At 67.2% G+C, this 19,032-nt stretch carries 18 protein-coding genes; 6 read left to right on the plus strand and 12 right to left on the minus strand.

Translation table 11 applies throughout. The annotated features are described in order from the left end of the window. Window positions 1–6: 6 nt before the first annotated feature. Complete coding sequence (locus tag FOE78_RS19985) at window positions 7–1,035, minus strand: GlxA family transcriptional regulator (RefSeq protein WP_143987833.1); 1,029 nt, start codon at window positions 1,033–1,035, stop codon at window positions 7–9. Between the two features lie 94 nt (window positions 1,036–1,129). On the opposite strand from FOE78_RS19985, the gene FOE78_RS19990 reads away from it, so the two are divergent. Beyond that, window positions 1,130–1,357 carry a hypothetical protein gene (locus FOE78_RS19990; RefSeq protein ID WP_143987834.1) on the plus strand — a complete coding sequence of 76 codons (228 nt, stop codon included), beginning with the start codon at window positions 1,130–1,132 and terminating at the stop codon, window positions 1,355–1,357. 237 nt (window positions 1,358–1,594) lie between these two features. Here FOE78_RS19990 and FOE78_RS19995 read toward each other — a convergent pair whose 3' ends face one another. Further along, on the minus strand, window positions 1,595–2,149 hold the full coding sequence (locus tag FOE78_RS19995) for a DUF4245 domain-containing protein (RefSeq protein WP_168207607.1): 555 nt from the start codon (window positions 2,147–2,149) through the stop codon (window positions 1,595–1,597). A 65-nt stretch (window positions 2,150–2,214) separates the two neighbouring features. Between FOE78_RS19995 and FOE78_RS20000 the strand changes: the two genes are divergently transcribed. Then, window positions 2,215–3,615 (plus strand): class II fumarate hydratase, encoded by a 1,401-nt coding sequence (locus FOE78_RS20000; RefSeq protein ID WP_143987836.1) that lies wholly within the window; start codon window positions 2,215–2,217, stop codon window positions 3,613–3,615. Window positions 3,616–3,793: 178 nt separating this feature from the next. Then, window positions 3,794–4,033, plus strand: coding sequence for a hypothetical protein (locus tag FOE78_RS20005; RefSeq protein WP_143987837.1), 240 nt, complete (start codon window positions 3,794–3,796; stop codon window positions 4,031–4,033). Window positions 4,034–4,137: 104 nt separating this feature from the next. Here FOE78_RS20005 and FOE78_RS20010 read toward each other — a convergent pair whose 3' ends face one another. From FOE78_RS20010 to FOE78_RS20030, 5 genes are all read right to left on the minus strand, one after another. Beyond that, window positions 4,138–6,084: an N-acetylmuramoyl-L-alanine amidase gene (locus FOE78_RS20010; RefSeq protein WP_143987838.1), complete on the minus strand. Its 1,947-nt coding sequence runs from the start codon at window positions 6,082–6,084 to the stop codon at window positions 4,138–4,140. A gap of 114 nt (window positions 6,085–6,198) precedes the next feature. Next, on the minus strand, window positions 6,199–6,846 hold the full coding sequence (locus FOE78_RS20015) for a DUF1707 SHOCT-like domain-containing protein (RefSeq protein ID WP_143987839.1): 648 nt from the start codon (window positions 6,844–6,846) through the stop codon (window positions 6,199–6,201). 59 nt (window positions 6,847–6,905) lie between these two features. Further along, window positions 6,906–8,216 carry a PhoH family protein gene (locus FOE78_RS20020; protein ID WP_143987840.1) on the minus strand — a complete coding sequence of 437 codons (1,311 nt, stop codon included), beginning with the start codon at window positions 8,214–8,216 and terminating at the stop codon, window positions 6,906–6,908. Between the two features lie 285 nt (window positions 8,217–8,501). After that, window positions 8,502–9,428 (minus strand): DMT family transporter, encoded by a 927-nt coding sequence (locus FOE78_RS20025; protein WP_143987841.1) that lies wholly within the window; start codon window positions 9,426–9,428, stop codon window positions 8,502–8,504. 5 nt (window positions 9,429–9,433) lie between these two features. Next, a complete protein-coding gene (locus FOE78_RS20030) occupies window positions 9,434–10,240 on the minus strand; it encodes an isoprenyl transferase (RefSeq protein ID WP_228265910.1) in 807 nt (268 codons plus the stop codon). A gap of 144 nt (window positions 10,241–10,384) precedes the next feature. On the opposite strand from FOE78_RS20030, the gene trhA reads away from it, so the two are divergent. Beyond that, the gene (gene trhA / locus FOE78_RS20035) at window positions 10,385–11,101 is read left to right on the plus strand and encodes a PAQR family membrane homeostasis protein TrhA (RefSeq protein ID WP_143987842.1); all 717 of its coding nucleotides are present in this window, start codon (window positions 10,385–10,387) and stop codon (window positions 11,099–11,101) included. A gap of 3 nt (window positions 11,102–11,104) precedes the next feature. Here the strand turns inward: trhA and FOE78_RS20040 are convergent, their stop codons facing one another. Next, entirely contained in the window at window positions 11,105–11,560 is a 456-nt protein-coding gene (locus FOE78_RS20040) for a MarR family winged helix-turn-helix transcriptional regulator (RefSeq protein ID WP_143987843.1), read from the minus strand. Window positions 11,561–11,667: 107 nt separating this feature from the next. Here FOE78_RS20040 and FOE78_RS20045 point away from each other — a divergent pair, with 107 nt between their 5' ends. Continuing rightward, complete coding sequence (locus FOE78_RS20045) at window positions 11,668–12,171, plus strand: carboxymuconolactone decarboxylase family protein (protein WP_143987844.1); 504 nt, start codon at window positions 11,668–11,670, stop codon at window positions 12,169–12,171. A 49-nt stretch (window positions 12,172–12,220) separates the two neighbouring features. Here FOE78_RS20045 and FOE78_RS20050 read toward each other — a convergent pair whose 3' ends face one another. Continuing rightward, the gene (locus FOE78_RS20050) at window positions 12,221–14,266 is read right to left on the minus strand and encodes a thioredoxin domain-containing protein (protein WP_143987845.1); all 2,046 of its coding nucleotides are present in this window, start codon (window positions 14,264–14,266) and stop codon (window positions 12,221–12,223) included. Between the two features lie 103 nt (window positions 14,267–14,369). Between FOE78_RS20050 and FOE78_RS20055 the strand changes: the two genes are divergently transcribed. Next, window positions 14,370–15,821: an amino acid permease gene (locus FOE78_RS20055; protein ID WP_143987846.1), complete on the plus strand. Its 1,452-nt coding sequence runs from the start codon at window positions 14,370–14,372 to the stop codon at window positions 15,819–15,821. Window positions 15,822–15,831: 10 nt separating this feature from the next. On the opposite strand, the gene FOE78_RS20060 is transcribed toward FOE78_RS20055, so the two are convergent. The 3 genes from FOE78_RS20060 to FOE78_RS20070 all read right to left on the minus strand — a co-directional run bounded on the left by FOE78_RS20060 (window position 15,832) and on the right by FOE78_RS20070 (window position 19,013). Next, window positions 15,832–16,200: an MmcQ/YjbR family DNA-binding protein gene (locus FOE78_RS20060; RefSeq protein ID WP_143987847.1), complete on the minus strand. Its 369-nt coding sequence runs from the start codon at window positions 16,198–16,200 to the stop codon at window positions 15,832–15,834. A gap of 68 nt (window positions 16,201–16,268) precedes the next feature. Next, window positions 16,269–17,333, minus strand: a complete 1,065-nt coding sequence (locus FOE78_RS20065) for an HNH endonuclease (RefSeq protein ID WP_143987848.1) — start codon at window positions 17,331–17,333, stop codon at window positions 16,269–16,271. Between the two features lie 111 nt (window positions 17,334–17,444). Beyond that, complete coding sequence (locus tag FOE78_RS20070) at window positions 17,445–19,013, minus strand: amidohydrolase (RefSeq protein ID WP_143987849.1); 1,569 nt, start codon at window positions 19,011–19,013, stop codon at window positions 17,445–17,447. Window positions 19,014–19,032 lie beyond the last annotated feature (19 nt).

Here is a 19,032-nt window from a genome sequence, read left to right on the forward strand (position 1 = left end):
TCCGGCTCAAGCCGTGTGGACCTGGCCGAAGCGACGCCGGTACTCGACCGGCGCCAATCCGACGTGACGGCGGAAGTGATCACGCAGCACCACGCTGGAGTTGAAGCCGACCCGATCGGCGATCTGCTCCACGCTCAGATCGCTCTCCTCCAACAGTCGACGCGCCTCCAGGACCCGCTGTTGGTTGATCCACTTGTGCGGCGTGGCCCCGGTCTCCGCCACGAAGCGGCGCGCGAACGTGCGCTCGCTCAGATTCAGCCTCCGGGCGAGCGAGGCCGCCGAATGCGGCTCGGCCAGGTTGTCAGAGATCCAGGCCAGCAGCCCGCCCAACGCCTCGGAGTCGTCCACCGGGAGCGGCAGGTCGACGAACTGCTGCTGCCCGCCGTCCCGATGCGGCGGCACCACCATCCGGCGGGCGATCCTGATGGCGATCTCCTGCCCCAGCTCCCGACGGATCAGGTGCAGCGCCGCGTCGATCCCGGCGGCCGTGCCGGCGCTGGTGATCACGTTGCCGTCGTCGACGTACAGGACACCGCAGTCGACCCGGGTCCGCGGAAACTCCTGCTGCAACTCGTCGGCGTACATCCAGTGGGTGGTTGACGGCCGCCCGTCGAGCAGGCCGGCAGCGCCGAGCAGGAACGCGCCCGAGCAGAGACTGAGGATCACCGCGCCGTCGTCATGGGCCTGCTGGATCGCGCGGATGATCTGCGGCGGATATCCGTGCTCGCCGCGCGGCGGCGTCGCCGACACGATCACCAGTTGACTGCCCTTGACCGCGTCCAGGCCGTGCGAGGCGATGATCTGAAACGGCGTCACCGTCTTGGTCACCAGCGGCCGCTCCGGATGCAGCGCGCACACCCGGAAGTCGAACGGCTCGTACCCCTCGTCGCGCCGGTCGATGCCGAAGATCTCGGTGGCCATCGCGAACTCGAACACCGAGACCGGCTCGGTCAGGATCACGCTGACGCGCTTCAACGGCGCCACCGACTTCAGTCCGGCGGCGGTTCGATCGGTCGCCCCTGCCCTGCTGCTCATCGAATCCTCCCAGACCGAACAGTTGGCACGATTCCTATTAACAGAGTCAATATTGCCACTGTTGACCGCGGTGCGCCAGCAGAAGACTCATCACATGACCGAGTTGATCATCCTGCTGGCACTGACCGCAGTCCTGGCGTCCACCTTTATCAGAACCGACCCCCACGCCCACAGCACCTCCCGGATCGCCCGTGTCCTGCACAGGATCCTTGCCACAGTTGGGGAAATGAACTACGCGGTGCGGCGGCAGACCGAACGGCAACTGAGCGAATTCGACGCTGCACCAGCTCGTACGAAGCAGCCGCACCGGGCGCTTCGCTAGCCCACCGGGCTTGGCGCGAATCTTTCGTTCTTTGTCGTTTTTGACACTGTCCGGCAGCGTGCGTTGCCGGCCGGAAGGCGACCATCATGACCCTATCGATCTTGCTGGCGATCCTTGTCGCGGCGGCCGTCGCACTCCTGCAACTCACCCATCGCCGCAGCGATCAGCTCGGACCGCTCACCAGGACGGCACCCGACGACGCCGACCTTCGCCGCACCCGTGACGACGTACGAAGCGTCACGGCTGGGCGCGCAACAACCCGGCGTAATCCTCCAACAGCCGATAGCTCGTGTCACCCGACACCACGGTGGTCACCTTCGGCGTCGCCAGCACCAGGGACCGGGTCCGGTCGTCGTCGGTGACCAGGCGCTGCCAGCTCTGCCCGGCCACCGTGCTGGTGCCGTCGGGCTGACCGTTCCGGGTGATGTCGTCGACGAAGTCCTGGGCCTGCTTGTCCACCTGGTCGAGCTCGATGTAGACCTGCTGGTCGGTCAGCACGCCGAGCCGCCAGCGGTTGCGGGGCGACTCGTTGCCGGTCGGATCCGGCTCGCCGATCTTGGTCCAGGACACCTGGGTCGCGCGCCAGCCGGCCGGCAGTTCGGCCGGTGCCAGCACCTCGTACGGAGCTTCCTTCGCCGCCTGCGCCGCCACCGGCTTCCAGTCCACGGTCGGCACATTCGGCTCGTCCTGACCACGAGTCAGCAGGAAAGCGATGATCGCCACCGGGATCAAGATCACCAACAAGGAGAGAATCATGTCCCGGTTGGTCGGTGATCTTCGCGCGCGTGCCACGGGGCCCATCCTCACACGCGGCAGCCGCCCGCACCGAACCGGCGGGAGGCGGTAAGAATGACCTCATGAGCTCTGAGGACTACCGGATCGAACACGACACCATGGGCGAGGTACGCGTGCCCGCCGCCGCACTGTGGAAGGCCCAGACCCAGCGGGCGGTGGAGAACTTCCCGATCTCCTTCCAGCCGATCGATCCGGCGCTGATCTCGGCGCTGGCCCGGATCAAGGGCGCGGCGGCGACCACCAACGCCCGGCTCGGCGTGGTCGAGGAGAAGATGGCCGACGCGATCGCTCAGGCCGCCGCTCAGGTGGCCGACGGGAAGCACAACGACGAATTCCCGATCGACGTCTTCCAGACGGGCTCCGGCACCTCGAGCAACATGAACACCAACGAGGTGATCTCGTCGCTGGCCACCGACATCCTGGGCAGCGACGTGCATCCGAACGATCACGTGAACGCGTCCCAGTCGAGCAACGACGTCTTCCCCAGCGCCATTCACATCGCCGCCACCGACGGCCTGATCAACACCCTGATCCCGGCGCTGGAGCACCTTCGCGATGCCCTGTCGGCCAAGGCCGACGAATTCGCCGAGGTGGTGAAGAACGGCCGTACCCATCTGATGGACGCCACCCCGGTCACCCTGGGTCAGGAGTTCGGCGGCTACGCCGCCCAGATCGGCAACGGGATCGAACGGATCGAGGCGGCGTTACCCCGGGTTGCCGAATTGCCGCTGGGCGGTACCGCGGTCGGCACCGGGATCAACACCCCGGCCGGCTTCGCCGACTCGGTGATCAAGATCATCGCCGAGCAGACCGGGCTGCCGCTGACCGAGACCCGTAACCACTTCGAGGCCCAGGGCAGCCAGGACAGCCTGGTCGAGGCGTCCGGTGCCTGCAAGGTGATCGCGGTCAGCCTGACCAAGATCGCCAACGACATCCGCTGGATGGGCTCCGGCCCTCGATCCGGCCTGGGCGAGATCGCCTTGCCGGACCTGCAGCCCGGCTCCTCGATCATGCCGGGCAAGGTGAATCCGGTGCTCTGCGAGGCGACGATCATGGTCTCCGCGCAGGTGATCGGCAACGACACCACGATCACCACCGCCGGCCTGCAGGGCAACTTCGAGCTGAACGTGATGCTGCCGGTGATCGCCCGCAACGTGCTGGAGTCGATCCGGCTGCTGGCAAACGTGTCCCGGCTGTTCGCCGACCGCTGTGTCTCCGGGATCACCGCCAATGTTGATCATGATCGGCAACTGGCGGAGTCGTCGCCGTCGATCGTCACGCCGCTGAATCGCTACATCGGTTACGAGAACGCGGCCGCGGTCGCCAAGCAGGCACTCAAGGACGGCAAGACGATCCGCGAGGTGGTGATCGAGAAGGGCTTCGTCGCCGACGGCAAGCTGACCGAGGAGCAACTCGACACCGCCCTCGACGTGTTGTCGATGACCCGCGGCCCGGCCGGCTGAGGAGTCAGCGGCCCGCGGCGCCTTGCATGTTCGCGGTGCAGTCGTAGAGTGAGCGTGAGAGACAACACAACTGCAACGAAGCTGATCGCGGAGATCGCCACCAGAAAGGAAGTCTCCGATGTCTGTCTCACATGTCGCACCACCACATCTCGGGCTACACCGGCATCAAGCGCACCGAGTGAGCGGAAGCATCCGCTATCACGGCCGATCCCGGATCATCTTCGCCGCGATCGGGCTCGCCCTGGTGGCGATCATGGTGATTGCCTGCATCGGGATGGCCACCACGATCCCGTACAACGCTCAGGGCACCACGCAGGTCATGCACCTGTCCAACATGGCCGTGTTCTGGCTGTGGCTCGCGTTGATGGACATCCCGGCGATCTTGGCGTACTTGATCAGCTGGGCTTACCGCGCGTAGCCGGACCGGCGAGAAACCTTTCTGCACAAGGAAGACCCGCCGACCGTTCTCGAGACGGTCGGCGGGTTCTGCTTGCCTTGATCAACCCTGCATGATCATCGGGATCATCGGGCCCGGACGATGTCCACGTCGGCCGCCTGCACATACATGATCCGGTGACCGAAGGAGATCTGCAGATACTTCGTCTGGCCGCGGATGTCGATGTGGTCGGCCGGCGGCGGCGTGTCGTAGGTGACCGCCCGGTAGTAGTCGGTCGACACCGTACGGTCGGTGAGCACCGCACTCTGCCCGGCCGTCAGCTGATAGGACAGCGACAGGATCGACTGGGCCGGAATCGGATCAGGATAAGCAGAAGCCTCCGGATAGGCCCGCCCATAGGTGGCCACCGCATCGACTCCGGCCTTCGGCTTCACCAGCCAGCCGCCGACGTCCTTGGCGGTCCGATCGCCCCGCGGGTTGTAGAACCAGCCCTTCTGACCGAGATACCAGACCGCGGTCCAGTCGCCCTGCCGATCGGCCACCGCGAAGTCCTGGCCGGCCACTGCTCGCGCACCGACGTCCGACACCTGCGTGGTGCTGGCCGAACCGTCGGTGTGCAGATCGATGTCCTTGACCAGTGGCGAATCCGCGTTCGGCTCGGTGTGCAAATAGACGAAATCGGTGCCCTGCGGATCGCACGGCTGACCGGCCGTGGTACAGCCGGTGACCGGCTGCTGGTTGTTGTCGAAGCCGGGCAGGATGCGGACGATCTCCTTGCTGGGCTTGCCATGCCGGGCCTCCAGCGGAGCGCCGAGCAGGTGGAAGTAGTGCTGCCAGTCCCAGTAGGGGCCCGGATCCCAGTGCATCCCGGCGACGTAGTCGGCGTAGATGCCGGGCACATTGTCGTGACCGAGGATGTGCGCCCGATCCAGCGGGATCTGCCACTTGTGCGCCAGGTAGCGGACCAGCCGTGCCGAGTTGCGGTAGAGCGATTCGGTGTACCAGGTGGCTCCCTGGGCGGCGAACCCTTCCTGCTCGATGCCGATCGAGTGCTGGTTGATGTACCAGTTGCCGGCGTGCCAGCCGACGTCCTTGGTCGGGATGTGCTGTGCGATGTGCCCGTCGGCCGACCGGATCGTGTAGTGCCAGCCGAGGTAGGTCGGGTCCTGCACCAGCTTCAGGGTGGTGTCCCAACTGCCCTCGGTGTCGTGCAGCACGATGTAGTCGACGGTCGGCCCGGCAGGAGTGTCCCGGGGTGCCTTGTCGTAGTTGCCGTAGTCGCCGGCGCCCGGTCCGTACTTCTCGTACGGGGCCGGGATCGATTCGCAGTCCAGCCCGGGCGGGCATTCGATCCCGGACTTGTTGCTGCTCTTCTTCAGCCCCAGCAAACTGAGCTGGCCGGTCTGCGGTTCGGTCTTCGCTGCCTTCATCGAGACCCGCTGACCGTCGTCGGTGGTTCGTTGGGCGCCGTCGGCGAGCGCGGCGTACACGTCGTCGGCGAAGGTCTTGGCGGCCGACTGTTCGGTCGCGCCGCTGCTGGCGGCCACAGCCGCGTACCAACGGCCGGGCGAGGTGGATGCACCGACCGGGAGTTTCAGCGAGCGCTGTTCGGCGGCCAGCAAGGCTGCCCCACCGCGGATGTTCGCCGCCGGATCGGTCCGCAGCTGCTGCCGGTCGACGCCGAGCAGCTTGGCGGCCCGGCCGAGCGAGTCGATCTTGGCCGGCGCGGCACCGGCGGCGTCGCCGTTCTTGGCCTCACCGCGGTCGCCGGCGAACAGCGTGCCGTCGATCAGGTTCATCGGCCCGTAGCCGCCGTCGGTGTTGTGCTCCCCGACGTGGTCGTCCCACCGCGTCTGCGCGTAGGACAGTGCTTCCAACAGCGACTCGGGAACGCCGAATTCCTTCGCTGCTTGGCCGAACGCCTGATCGCGTCCGGCGTCCGGACTGGCCGAGGCCGCCGGGGTCGAGGTCAGCGCCAAGGCACCGAGGACGGCAAGGGTCGAGACGCCGCCGACGATGCCGTGCCACCTCTTCCGGGGCCATCTCTTGCGGGTTCGTGCTGTCTGATACATCGAATGCCTCCGAGGGCAGTGGTACGACAGATCAGCGGTAGTCAAGCACTTCCGTCCCGATTGCGGAATAGGTTGTTTTGTTACGGCGCCGCAGTGGCGAATCTCCGCCTACGGTCAGCGGCCGAGCTTGCGCAGTTCGGACCGGCTGGCCGGCCGTGCCTTGAAGCTGCCCATGCCGAGTCCGCCGTACACCACCAGCAGCGGTTTGCCGGGGGCCGGTTCACGGGGCACCTTGATCGTCTTCGAGCCCCAGGACTTGGACAATCGATCATGATCAACTGCCCAGCCGTCCGGCAAGATCATCACCACCGAGCCGGTGCCGCCGATCATCTCGATCTCGATCAGTTGTGCGGCCGGGATGGCCTGCAGGCAGTTGAGTTTGACCGACCCCATGCCCTGGTTGATCCGGATGAACGGCGGCACGGTCCAGACCCCGACCCGCTTCTCGCTGCTCAAGCCGCCGTCCAGGCTCAGCGGATCCTCCCGGGAGTAGCCCGGCGGAGGCGGTCCCTGAACGGATCGCGACGGCAGTCGGGGGCCGGCGGGCTGTCGCGATGGCAGCTCGCCACCGGCGCCCAGGTCCGCGGTCAACGGCTCCAGATCCCCGTACGTCTTGGCGTTCAGCGCCGCGTCCAGACGTTCGTCCAACTCCTCCATGCTCAGTCGACCGTCAGCCGCCGCGGCTTGGAGGATCGCCGCGACGGCATCCCGCTCACTGTGGCCGACCCTCAGATTGCGCGCAGTTGACGGATCCTGACTCATGACCGGAACCCTACTGACCGCCGCACCCGGCTGGGCATCGCAGCAGGAACGGCAGCCGGTCAGCGGGGCAGATCCTCCAGCAGGTCGGTGACCAGAGCGGCGATCGGCGACCGTTCGGAGCGATGCAGGGTGACGTGGGCGAACAGCGGATGGCCCTTCAGCTTCTCCACCACCGCGACCACACCGTCGTGCCGGCCGACCCGCAGGTTGTCCCGCTGGGCGATGTCGTGGGTGAGCACCACCCGCGAGTTCTGCCCGATCCGCGACAGCACGGTCAGCAGCACGTTGCGTTCCAGGGACTGCGCCTCGTCCACGATCACGAACGCGTCGTGCAGCGACCGGCCGCGGATGTGGGTCAGTGGCAGCACCTCCAGCAGTCCGCGTTCCATCACCTCGTCGATGACCACCTTGGAGGTGACCGCGCCCAGGGTGTCGAAGACCGCCTGGGCCCAGGGGCCCATCTTCTCCCCCTCGGTGCCGGGCAGGTAGCCGAGCTCCTGACCGCCGACCGCGTAGAGCGGCCGGAAGACGATCACCTTGGAGTGCTGCTGGCGTTCCAGGACGGCTTCCAGTCCGGCGCACAGGGCCAGCGCCGACTTGCCCGTGCCGGCCCGGCCGCCCATCGAGATGATGCCGACGCTCGGATCCAGCAGCAGGTCGAGCGCCACCCGCTGCTCGGCCGACCGGCCGTGGATGCCGAACGCGTCCCGGTCGGTGTTGATCAACTTCACGTCCTTGTCCGGTGTCACCCGGCCGAGCCCGGTCGCCGTACCGGTGCTGAGCACAACGCCTGTGTGGCAAGGAAGATCGCGCGCCTGATCAAGATCAACTCGACCGTGCTCGTACAGCCGATCAAGATCATCACCGGTCACCGCGAGCTCGGCCATCCCGGTCCAGCCCGAGTCCGGTGACAGCTCAGCGCGATACTCCTCGGCGGCCAAGCCCACCGCCGAAGCCTTGACCCGCATCGGCAGATCCTTGCTGACCAGCACCACGTCCCGGCCCTCACGGGAGTAGTTCAGTGCGACGGCCAGGATCCGGGAGTCGTTGTCGCCGAGCCGGAAACCTGCCGGCAGCGCCGTCGGATCGGTGTGGTTGAGCTCGACGTGGATGGTTCCGCCCTGATCATTCACCGGCACCGGCGCGTCCAATCGCCCGTACTGGATCCGCAGATCGTCCAGGCAGCGCAGGGCCTCGCGGGCGAAGTAGCCCAGCTCGGCGTGGTGCCGTTTGGCTTCCAGTTCGGTGATCACCACGACCGGCAACACGATGTCGTGTTCGGCGAAGCGACGGAGTGCATGAGGATCGCTCAACAGGACGGACGTGTCGATGACGTAGGTGCGTTGCTGAGCGGACGTTGCTGCTTGCACGATCGGTCCTCACTGGGGGCCGCGCGACACCGTCACCCGGCCCCACGGTTCACGTGGTCGGCCGGGGTGGACACCAGTTCGTCGTTGAGCCGGCTGTCCGTTGACATGCTGGCGCTCGAAGCATCAACTGCCTCCCCGACGAGGCACTTCCCCATGCCTCGCGCCACCCACGCTAATCCGCCTTCGGCCCAGCTCAGCGCAAGCGGCGGGCGTGTCGCCCTCTCTCCCGAGTTGTCAGTCGGTGGTTTGGCTGTAGCCACAGCAGCGACTGACAACTCGGCTGAATCAGCGGCGTACGAGGGCGGCGACGGCGACACCGACCAGGGTGAGGGCGCAGCCGACCAGGTCGAGGGTGGTCAGCCCCGCCCCGGTCGGGACCACCAACTCGACCAGCACCGAGCCGATCAGCTGTCCGGCGATCGCGGTCAGGCCGAGCAGCAGCACGCCGACCCAGCGCACGACGACCGCGGCGGCGGCGATGAACACCACCCCGAACAGACCGCCGAGGTAGAGCCACGGATTGCTCGGCAGCGCCGCCGGCCGGCCCTGGATCAGGACGCTGACCGCGGTGGCGATGATCAGCGCAACGGTGCCGACACCGAAGTTGATCGACGCCGCGACGATCGGTCCGCCGACCACGCCGACCCGGCCGTTGATCGCCTGCTGCCAGGCCATCCCGAAGCCGGCGATCGCCGGCAACAGCGCCAGCACGTACGCCTGGGGTCCGGCGTGACCGAGACCGCCTGCACTCGCGATCACCACCGCCAGCAAAGCGATCCCGGCGCCGAGGGCGCGGCCGACGGTGATCGGCGCCTTGCCGGCCGGCCCGAGACCGATCCGGTCGACCCACAGGCTGCTGATCAACTGTCCACCGACCACCGCGACGGTGAAGGTGGCCACTCCGATCGCGGTCACCGCCAGCCCCTGCGCGGTGACCAGGAAGGCGCCGGAGACGCCGCCCATCAGCTGCCACCAGACCAGCCGGCGATCGGCCACCGCCGCTCGTACGGCCGAAAGCCGGCCGCGGGTCCTCCGGTTGCAGGCGAGGATGATGATCAAGACCAGCAGCCCGGTGAGAAAGCTGATCAGCGCCGCCGCGATGCCGTTGTGCAGTTCGGTGCCGAGCGCGCCGTTGATCCGCGACTGGATCGCGATGAACGCGCCGGTGATGAACGCGACCACCAGACCGACCGCGCGCAGTTGGGTACGCACGCCGGCTACTTGCCGAACCGGCGTTCGCGTTGGTTGTAGGCGCGCAGCGCGCGGATGAAGTCGACCTTGCGGAAGTCCGGCCAGAGGGCTTCGCAGAAGTAGAACTCGCTGTGCGCCGACTGCCACATCAGGAAGCCGGACAACCGTTGCTCGCCCGAGGTCCGGATGATCAGGTCCGGGTCGGGTTGACCCGCGGTGTAGAGGTGATCGGCGATGTTGTCGATCTCCAGGGTCTCGGCCAGCTCGCCGATCGTCATCCCCTCTTTGGCCTTCTGGGCCAGCAGCGAGCGGAAGGCGTCGCGCAGCTCGTGCCGGCCGCCGTACGAGACGGCGATGTTGATCATCATCCCGTCGACGTCGCGGGTGTCGGCCTCGGCGCGGCGGAACACCTCGGCCGACTCGGCCGGGATCAGATCCAGCGCGCCGACCGGATGCACCCGCCAGTGCCGGGACTTGGCCAGGTCGGTGACGAGCTGCTCGATCACCTGCAACAACGGGCCGAGTTCCTCCCGATCGCGGGAGAAATTCTCGGTGGAGAGCACCCACAGGGTGACGATCGGGATCTTGACCTCGTCACACCAGGCAACGAACTCCTTCAGCTTGTCAGCGCCGGCACGGTAGCCGACCGCCAGCGGTTGGCCTGGCGCGTTCGCCCTGGCCCAGCGCCGGTTGCCGTCGGCGAGCACCGCCACGTGCTGCGGAAGTTGATCATGGTCCAGTTCGGCGATCAGCCGGTGTTCGTAGGTGGAGTAGAGCCAGCTCGACGGACGCAGGCGGTCGACGACCTCGCGCAGCTGCTCCACTCGTGACACGCACCGCAGACTACGCCGCCCGACGTCTTTCGGCGCGCTTGCCTCACCACGTACGGTGAAGTCCCGGTTACGGTGAAGTCCTCGCACCTGGCGATCGCTCGTGCTGAGAACCGGTCGCTCGTGTTGAGAAAGAAGGAGGGCCCGATGGCCACCAGTCACGAACCGCAGGTGGTCCGCTCGCGCGCCTCCGCCGATGCGCGGCAGCTCCCGCCGCTGGGCGTCGAGCTGGTCAAGCCGCGGCTGCGGGGCTGGTTGCACGCGGCCATCACCCCGCTCGCCGTCGCCGCCGGCATCGTCCTGATCTGCCTGTCACCGACCACCGCGGGCAAGGTCGGCGGAGGTGTGTTCCTGGCCGCCGCGGTGCTGCTCTTCGGCACCAGCGCGCTGTTCCACCGATTCAGTTGGGGCGTGGTCAGTTTCGGCATCCTGCGCCGGCTCGACCACTCCAACATCTACATCTTCATCGCCGCCTCGTACACACCGTTCGCACTGCTGTTGCTGGACCGGCGATCGAGCACCGTGTTGCTGTTGGTGATCTGGAGCGCGGCGGTGCTCGGGCTGCTGTTCCGTACGTTCTGGCTGAGCGCGCCGCGGTGGCTCTACACCGCGCTGTACGTGGTCACCGGCTGTGCTGCGATCGGCTGGCTGCCGCAATTCGGGTCAGCAGGCGGTCCGGCCGTGTTGACGTTGATCTTGATCGGCGGCGGCCTGTACGTGGCCGGTGCGCTGGTCTACGCGCTGCGCCGGCCGGATCCGTGGCCGCGCTGGTTCGGCTTCCATGAGGTCTTCCACTCCTGCACCATCGGCGCCTTCATCAGCCACTACATCGCCATCTCCCTGGTCAGCTACTCGGCGACCTGACGGTCAGACCAGCCCGCCGATCCCGTCCAGCCGCAGCGCGCTGCTGCCAGCCAGTTCGGCCAGGTCGTCCTGAAGTTGCCTCATCCGGCGGCGGCCGATCCTCACCGCCCACTCGGCCTGGATCTCGTCGAAGATGCGAGCGCTCTGGATCAGCATGTCCCGCCCGCGCGCCGTCGGCTTGATGATCTTCCGCCGGGCGTCGGCGGGGTCGGCGGTCACGCTCAGATAGCCCATGCCGACCAGCCGATCGACCGACTTGGCCGCCGCCTGCTTCGACACCCCCAACGTGCGGCCGACGTCGCTCACCGTCGCGCCCGCGCCGACCGCCTGCATCACGAATCCGTGCACCGCCCGGTGATCGTGATGGCCGGCCTCATCGAGGCGGCGATGGGTCTCGTCGATCAGTTCCCGGAACGCGCCGAACAGCAGCATCGGCAGTTCGTAACCCGGCCTGTCCATCGCGATCCTTCCGTCCTCGCTGAAAGCTCTTGAAAGTCAACCAGGTTGACTGTAGCTTGCTCTCATATTCGTCAACCACGTTGTCTTTCTTGAGCGGAGACCCAGCGATGCCTTTCCCAGTCCACAGCCTCGACAGCGCACCTGAGGAGTCTCGATCCTCGATGATCGCGATGGAGCGTGAGTTCGGCGCGATCCCGGTGCCGATCGCGAAGATGGCGACCTCACCGGAACTGCTGAACGGGTTCCTGGAAGCAACCCACGCCTTCGACCGAACGACCCTGCCGCCGATCGCCCGGGAGGTGATGATCATGACCGTGGCGGTCCGCAACGGCTGCCACACCTGCGTCGGCCTGCACGCCGCGGCCCTGCGCCGACTCGGCGCCGCCGAGTTGGTCGACCCACTACGTCACGACCAGGCGCTCCAAGATCAACAACTCGACGCGATCCGGGTCTTCACCCACCGATTGATGGACCGCACCGGCGCCGTCGAGGACTCCGACCTGACCGCCTTCCTGGACGCGGGCTACACCGAGCAGAACGCCCTGGAGGTCGTCTACGGCATCGGCGCCTACACCATGTCGACCTTCGCCAACCGACTGATCGGCGCCTGAGCCCCGCCCTCCCGACAAGGCACGCGTCACAACGCGCTATAGCGCTTCCTCACGCTGACAGGTCGGCGAGTTGTGCGGCGAGATCGTCGAGGTCCGTCACCGGAAAGCGGCAGACGAAACTGCGGCAGACGTAGCCGGTCGGACGGTTGTCGATCATGGTCCGGTCGGACAGCAGCGGCACGTTCGGGGTGTCCGGCGGTCCGGTGACGATCACCGATCCGGCGGCTGCACGACGTCGAGCCAGGTCGGCGAACTCCTCGACTCGCGGATCGGCCGGATCGCCGACAATCGCCACCTCCACAGCGGCGTCGCTGAGGCGGCTGACCGCGTCGGCGAGCAGCCAGCCGGCGAATCGCGGCGCTGCGGTGATCAACTTGGCCGCCGAGTCGGACGCCCGGTCGGCCCGGCGGGCAAGATCAACTTCACCGGTGTACGTGGCCAGCCGGCGCAGCGCGTGCACGGCGGCGCTGAGCCCGGACGGCGCGGCGTTGTCGGTCGGATCCTTCGGCCGGTTGATCAAGGTCTCGGCGTCGTCGGCGGTGTCGTAGAAGCCACCGTCGGGAGCGCTGAAATGATCGTCGAGGACGGCGAGCAACTGACGGGCGCGGTCGGCCCAGACAGGGTCGCCGGTCACCTCGGCCAGGCGTACGAAGGACAACGCCAGTAGGGCATGGTCGTCGGCACCGCCCTGCGCAGAGCCGCGCTTGCCGTTGCGGGAACTGCGAACCAGCCGACCGTCGACCCGGTGCAACTGCCAGATCGTGGTCGCCGCGCGGACCGCGGCCCGGGTCCACTCCGGCCGCTGCAGCAGAGCGCCCGCTTCGGCGAGGGCGTCGATCACCAACGCATTCCAGGCCACGATGATCTTGTCGTCGCGGCCAGGCCTCGGCCTGGCCGAACGCGCCTGGGCCAGCCGTGTTCGCAGCGACTGCCAATGCGGTTGATCTTCCTCGGTGACACCCTTCAGTTGCAGGGTTGAGAAGCCGTCGTCCGCGGGGCCGTACTCGGCCACCCCACAGTGGTCCTCCACCCACTCGACCTCGGACTCGACGCCGAGCGCAGCGTGCAGCTGATCACGATTCCAGAGGTAGAACGCCCCCTCGGTGAGCTGTCCGTCGGGCCCGCGCGAGTCGGCGTCCAGGCTGGCCGCAAATGCGCCCTGCTCGGTGATCATCTCCTCCAGCAACCATTCGACGATCTCGATCGCCACCCTGCGCAGCCCGGCATCGCCGGTCAGCCGCCAGCCATGCAGGTAGGCAGCCAGCAGCAATCCGTTGTCGTACAGCATTTTCTCGAAGTGCGGCACCACCCAACCGGAGTCCACGCTGTAGCGCGCGAACCCGCCGGCCAGTTGATCATGGATTCCGCCGGAGGCCATCGCCTGCAGCGTCGCGACTGCCAGGTCGCGGGCCTGATCTCGTACCGAGCGGTCCGGCCAGCTCTCGGCAAACCGCAACAGCGCCTCGATCACCATCGACGGCGGAAACTTCGGCGCCGCACCGAAACCGGCATGATCCTGATCGAAGTCGGCCGCCAGCGCTTGCACCGCACGACCAACATCATCTTGGGTGAGCGAACCGCCGATGTCGCCGGATCCGGCCTCGGCCAGTCGCCGGCTGATGTCGGCCGCCCCGCTGCTGATCTCCTCCCGCCGGTCATGCCAGGCCCCGCTGACCGCGTCCAACACCTGACCGAAGGACGGCAGCCCGTGCATCGGCAGCGGCGGGAAGTAGGTGCCGGCATGGATCGGATCGCCGGCCGGGGTGAGAAAGACGGTCATCGGCCAGCCGCCCTGCCCGGTCATCGCCTGGGTGGCTTGCATGTAGACGGCGTCGACGTCCGGGCGTTCCTCCCGGTCGACCTTGATCGGCACGAACGCGTTGTTGATCTTGGACGCGACCTGCTCGTCCTCGAACGACTCGTGCGCCATCACGTGGCACCAGTGGCAGGCGGCGTAGCCCACCGACAGCAGGATCGGCACGCCTCGCCGGCGCGCCTCGGCAAAGGCATCCTCGCTCCACGGCCACCAGTCGACCGGGTTGTCCTTGTGCTGCTGCAGATACGGCGAGGTTGCGTCCGCGAGACGATTCGGCATGCCTCCACCCTGCCACGTCCCGTCCGACGAAGATCATGATCACTTGACGCCCGCCCGGGTAAGTGCAAACGTGCAGGAGGTCACCGGTTGAAAGGACGGTCCCATGACGGAGCGGTCATCGGATCCTGGAGCCAAGATCGTCACCCGCGGGCCACTACGGAAGAAGCCGATCGGCCCGGCGCACTTCGAGACCGGGCTGGAAAGATCGATCGGCCTCTGGCAGTTGACCGCGATCGGGCTGGGAGCCATCATAGGCGCCGGCATCTTCGCCTTGGCCGGCACCGTGGCCAAGAACGACGCCGGTCCCGCGGTGACCATCTCCTTCGTCATCGCCGGCATCGCCAGCGCCTGCGCGGCGTTCTCGTACGCAGAATTCGGCGGCATGATCCCGCGCTCGGGGTCGGCCTACACCTACGGCTACGCGACGCTGGGTGAGGCCGTCGGCTGGTTCATCGGCTGGGACCTGCTGCTGGAGTACACCGCGATCGTGGCGGTGGTGGCGATCGGTGTTTCGCAGTACGTCGGCTACCTGTTCACCAGTTTCGGTGTGGATCTGCCGGCCTGGATGCTCGGCGCTCCGGGCACCGGGCCGGGGCATCGGATCGACCTGTTCGCGGTGATCCTGTGCATCGGAGTCGCCGCGCTGCTCAACCGCGGCATCAAGTCCGGTGCACGGACCGAGTTCTGGCTGGTGTTCATCAAGATCGCGATCGTGCTGGCGGTGATCATCGTCGGCGCCTTCTACATCAAGCCCTCGAATCTGACGCCCTACTTCCCGTACGGCTTCGGCGGCGCGGTCACCGGAGCGGCCACGGTGTTCTTCGCCGTGTTCGGTTACGACGCGATGAGTACGGCGGCGGAGGAGTCCAAGAGTGCGGAGCGGAATCTGCCCAAGGCGGTGATGCTGTCGCTCGCCATCGCCATGGTGCTGTACCTGCTGGCGGCTACCGTGCTGACCGGCATCCAGAAGTACACCGACCTTTCGGACTCGGCGGCCTTCGCGTTCGCGTTCGAGGCGGTCGGCCAGCCCGTGTTCGCCAAGGTGGTCGCCGTCGGCGCGATCATCGGCATCTTCACCGTGCTGTTCTCGTTCACGCTGGGGGCGTCCCGGGTCTGGTTCGCGATGAGTCGGGACGGGCTGTTGCCACGGTGGTTCAGTCACACCAACGCCAAGCGATCACCGGACCGGCCGGTGTGGATCGTCGGCATCGTGGCCGCCGGCATCGGCGGATTCGTGCCGATCGGCAGCGCGGCCGAACTCACCAACATCGGCATCCTGCTGGCGTTCGTGGTGGTGTCGGTCTCGGTGATCGTGTTGCGGTACCGGCGACCGGAGGTGCCGCGGACGTTCCGCCTGCCGTTCATGCCGGTGACGCCGATCCTGGGCATCATCTTCTCGATCTGGCTGGTCACCAAGCTGCAGCCGATCACCTGGCTACGCTTCGTGATCTGGTTCATCATCGGCGCGCTGATCTACATCTTCTACAGCTACCGGCACTCCCGGCTCGCCCACGGCGAGGTGGTCGACGAGGAACCGCCGACACCACGAAGTTGATCTTCGCGGGTCAGCTGGGCCGACGTAGCCGGCCGGCGAGCTTCATCGGCGCCTGGATGCAGTAGGAGTCGGTGAGCAGCTCGCGCAACTCACGCCAGTCCGTCTCCCGGTCCAGCACCAGACCGACCACGTTGCTGCCCCAGTCGGTCTTGAAGTACGGCGGCCCGAGATGCTCGAAGGCGGCGACCTCGTCCGGCTCGGCCCGAAAGGTGATCCGGAAAAGCTGATCCTCGCCGCCGAACACGTGCGCGACCGTCTGCTGACGAATCCGCCAGCAGACGCCGATCCAGGCATCCTGCTCGATGCACTCGGGAAACCTGTCGATCACGGTACGGATCCGGCGCAGCAGAGCAGCGGGGACCTCGGGACGTTCAGCCACGAAGACCAGTCTGACCGCGACCACTGACAGCGCGACCGGATGAGCAAAGACCGAACACGTGCCCCTGGCTAGGCGGCCTGCTGTTCGTGGTCGAGTTGGATGTTGAAGAGGGCTTGGACACAGTTGTTGAGGTCGAAGCGTTCGCCGTACTGTTTCGGCCAGATGACCTTGGCTTCGGGATCGCCGAGGTGGGTGACGTGATCGACGTTGGCGGGTTGCTCGCGGGTCAGCTCGCGCAGTAGCCGCTCGGCGGTGCGGGCGCGCCAGCCGGTGGTGAGGACGGGTTCGCCGTCGGGCATGGTGAATTGCCAATGGTCGGCGGATTCTTCGCCGATCTGGCCGGATTCTCTGCTGCTGGTTCGGTCGCTGATGGTGATTCCGCCTTCGTGGCAGGTGGTGTGGTGGAATCGGCAGAGCAGGATCAGGTTCGCCAGGTCGGTCTTGCCGCCGCGGGCCCAGCTGATGATGTGGTGGGCTTCCAGGTGCCGACGCTGATGGCAGCCCGGGAATTGGCAGCTGGCTCGGTCGCGGATCATCAGTGCTCGGCGTTGGGGCTTGGAGACCAGGCGGCGAGAGCGGCCGAGTGCGAGCGGGGTGCCGTGTCGGTCCAGGATGATGCCCAGAACGTTGGCAGTGCAGGTCAGACGTTCTGCGGTGGCCGGCTCGATCGCGCCGATCCCGCGGATGGTGCACACCTGAGCCGGCATCGCCGATGCCGGAAATCCTGCCTGGCCGGGAGTTCCCGACGTTCCCGCGGGAACGTCCGGAGCAGTCGCGCCTGCAGCGGCGAGTTGTTCGGCGCCGACCTCGAACGCGGCTCCCAGCGTCGGCATCTGACGCAGCGCTCGCGCGACCCGAACATGCTCGCGCGCCACGCCGGGCGACATCGAACAGGTGAACGCTACCCAGTGCGCCACCGACTTCACGCCACTGAGGATCCCCAGACCGCCACCGGCATCGAACCGACCGATCAACTCGATCAATCGAAACGAAGCCTGCGCCTCCTGCGCAGCCCGAGCGCAGATCTGTGCCGACAACGCATCCAACTGTGTCGGCGTCAACCGCTCCGCCGGACCCGCCTCGGCCGCCGTTGTCCCGTTCGTTGTTGTCCCGAACGTTGTTGTCATTGTCATGCCGATGTCCCCCTCGACGCCGTCACCAAACCCTTGCCCGTAACGGAATCCAAGCAGCCGCCACCGACACTCCTCCGCTCTCGTGATCCGAGCGCGGCGTTCGGGGTCGGGTCAGTGGGACCAGCGGATCTCACCTCCGACCACCGTGGTGATGACCTTCGTACCGGGTAACTGTTCGGCGGCACATTGGTACGGGTCGGTGTCGATCGCGATGAAGTCGGCGAGCCGACCGACGGTCAAGGCGCCCTTGTCCCGCTCCTCGCCGGCCGCGTACGCGGCGCCCAGAGTGAAGGCGTTGGTCGCCTCGGCCACGCTGATCCGCCGCTCGGGCTGCCATCCACCCCGCGGGGTCCCGTCCGGCCGGCAACGCGTCACGGCGGCGTAGATGCCGAGGAACGGGTTGGGGTCCTCGACCGGCGCGTCGGAGCCGAACGCCAAGCCTGCTTGGGCATCCAGCACGCTGCGCCACGCGTAGGACACGATCGGCCGATCCCCCAGCAGCCGATCGACCAGATCGATGTCGCTGGTGCAATGGGTCGGCTGCATCGACGCGATCACACCGAGTCCGGCCATCCGAGTGATGTCGGCCGGTTGCAGATGCTGGGCGTGCTCGACCCGATTCCGCAGCCGGTGCTCACCGGCGACGTCGGCATAGGCATCGAGGACGAGATGGGCCGCGCGATCACCGATCGCATGAGTGGCGACCGCGATGCCGGCACCGTTGGCCAACCGGACCAACCGCAGCAGCTCCTCGTACGGGGTGACCTCGATACCGTGGCTGCCATCCGGGAACGGATCGGTGAGATGACAGGTGTGCGAGCCGAGCGCGCCGTCGCTGAAGATCTTGACCGGCCCGGTTCGGACCCAGTCGTCACCGTCGCCGGTGCGGCGGCCCTGCTCGATCGCCAGCTCCAACGCAGTCACCGGAATCGCTTTGTGCACACGGATTGCGAGCCGTCCGGCATCGCGCAACCGAAGATAGGCCGCGCGGGCATCCTCGCCGTCGATGTCGTGCACGCTGGTCAATCCGACCCCGAGCAGCAACTGCTGGGCATCGGCCAACAACTCGGTCAGATCACGCGGATCGGACGCGTTGGCCAATTCGCCCAGGCCAAGCCGGCCGGCCTCCCGCAGAATCCCGGTCGGTTCCCCGGTCTCGTCCCGGACGATCTCGCCGCCGACCGGATCCGGGGTCCTCGCGTCGATCCCGGCGGCGCGCAACGCTGCCGTGTTCAGCCACAGGGTGTGGCCGTCGATGCTGCTCAGCACGGCCGGACGATCGGGGCACACCGAGTCGAGCGCACGCCGATCCGGTTGAACCGGCACATCCCACCGGTTGAAGTCCCAACTGCCACCCGACAACCAGACGCCGTCCGGCAGTCGCGGCAGGAAGGCGACGATCCGATCCAGCGCCTCGCGCAGGCTGGCGGCACCGCGCAGATCGACCGCGCTCAGATCGCGCGCCAGGCTCGCAGTGTGGATGTGGGCGTCGTCCAGACCGGGCAGCACGCAGGCACCGTCCAGATCGATCAGCTCGACCGCGTCGCCGACCGATTCGCGGACCGCGGCCTCGTCGCCGACGCCGACCAGCCGCTCCCCCTCGACCGCGAGCGCGGTGGCCACCGGCCGGGACGGGTCGCCGGTGTAGATCCGGGCGTTGCGGAACACGCGAACCGTCATCGCGATGACCTCCCAATAC

Origin of the sequence: Microlunatus elymi, assembly GCF_007362775.1 — a bacterium.
In the GTDB taxonomy this organism is placed as follows: Bacteria; Actinomycetota; Actinomycetes; order Propionibacteriales; family Propionibacteriaceae; genus Microlunatus; species Microlunatus elymi.

What these genes read in the sequence shown, in the direction of transcription:
- FOE78_RS19985 (WP_143987833.1), bottom strand. Translation starts at nt 1,035, where the DNA reads ATGAGCAGCAGGGCAGGGGCGACCGATCGAACCGCCGCCGGACTGAAG.
- FOE78_RS19990 (WP_143987834.1), top strand. Translation starts at nt 1,130, where the DNA reads ATGACCGAGTTGATCATCCTGCTGGCACTGACCGCAGTCCTGGCGTCC.
- FOE78_RS20000 (WP_143987836.1), top strand. Translation starts at nt 2,215, where the DNA reads ATGAGCTCTGAGGACTACCGGATCGAACACGACACCATGGGCGAGGTA.
- FOE78_RS20010 (WP_143987838.1), bottom strand. Translation starts at nt 6,084, where the DNA reads ATGTATCAGACAGCACGAACCCGCAAGAGATGGCCCCGGAAGAGGTGG.
- FOE78_RS20015 (WP_143987839.1), bottom strand. Translation starts at nt 6,846, where the DNA reads ATGAGTCAGGATCCGTCAACTGCGCGCAATCTGAGGGTCGGCCACAGT.
- trhA (WP_143987842.1), top strand. Translation starts at nt 10,385, where the DNA reads ATGGCCACCAGTCACGAACCGCAGGTGGTCCGCTCGCGCGCCTCCGCC.
- FOE78_RS20040 (WP_143987843.1), bottom strand. Translation starts at nt 11,560, where the DNA reads ATGGACAGGCCGGGTTACGAACTGCCGATGCTGCTGTTCGGCGCGTTC.
- FOE78_RS20045 (WP_143987844.1), top strand. Translation starts at nt 11,668, where the DNA reads ATGCCTTTCCCAGTCCACAGCCTCGACAGCGCACCTGAGGAGTCTCGA.
- FOE78_RS20050 (WP_143987845.1), bottom strand. Translation starts at nt 14,266, where the DNA reads ATGCCGAATCGTCTCGCGGACGCAACCTCGCCGTATCTGCAGCAGCAC.
- FOE78_RS20055 (WP_143987846.1), top strand. Translation starts at nt 14,370, where the DNA reads ATGACGGAGCGGTCATCGGATCCTGGAGCCAAGATCGTCACCCGCGGG.
- FOE78_RS20065 (WP_143987848.1), bottom strand. Translation starts at nt 17,333, where the DNA reads ATGACAATGACAACAACGTTCGGGACAACAACGAACGGGACAACGGCG.
- FOE78_RS20070 (WP_143987849.1), bottom strand. Translation starts at nt 19,013, where the DNA reads ATGACGGTTCGCGTGTTCCGCAACGCCCGGATCTACACCGGCGACCCG.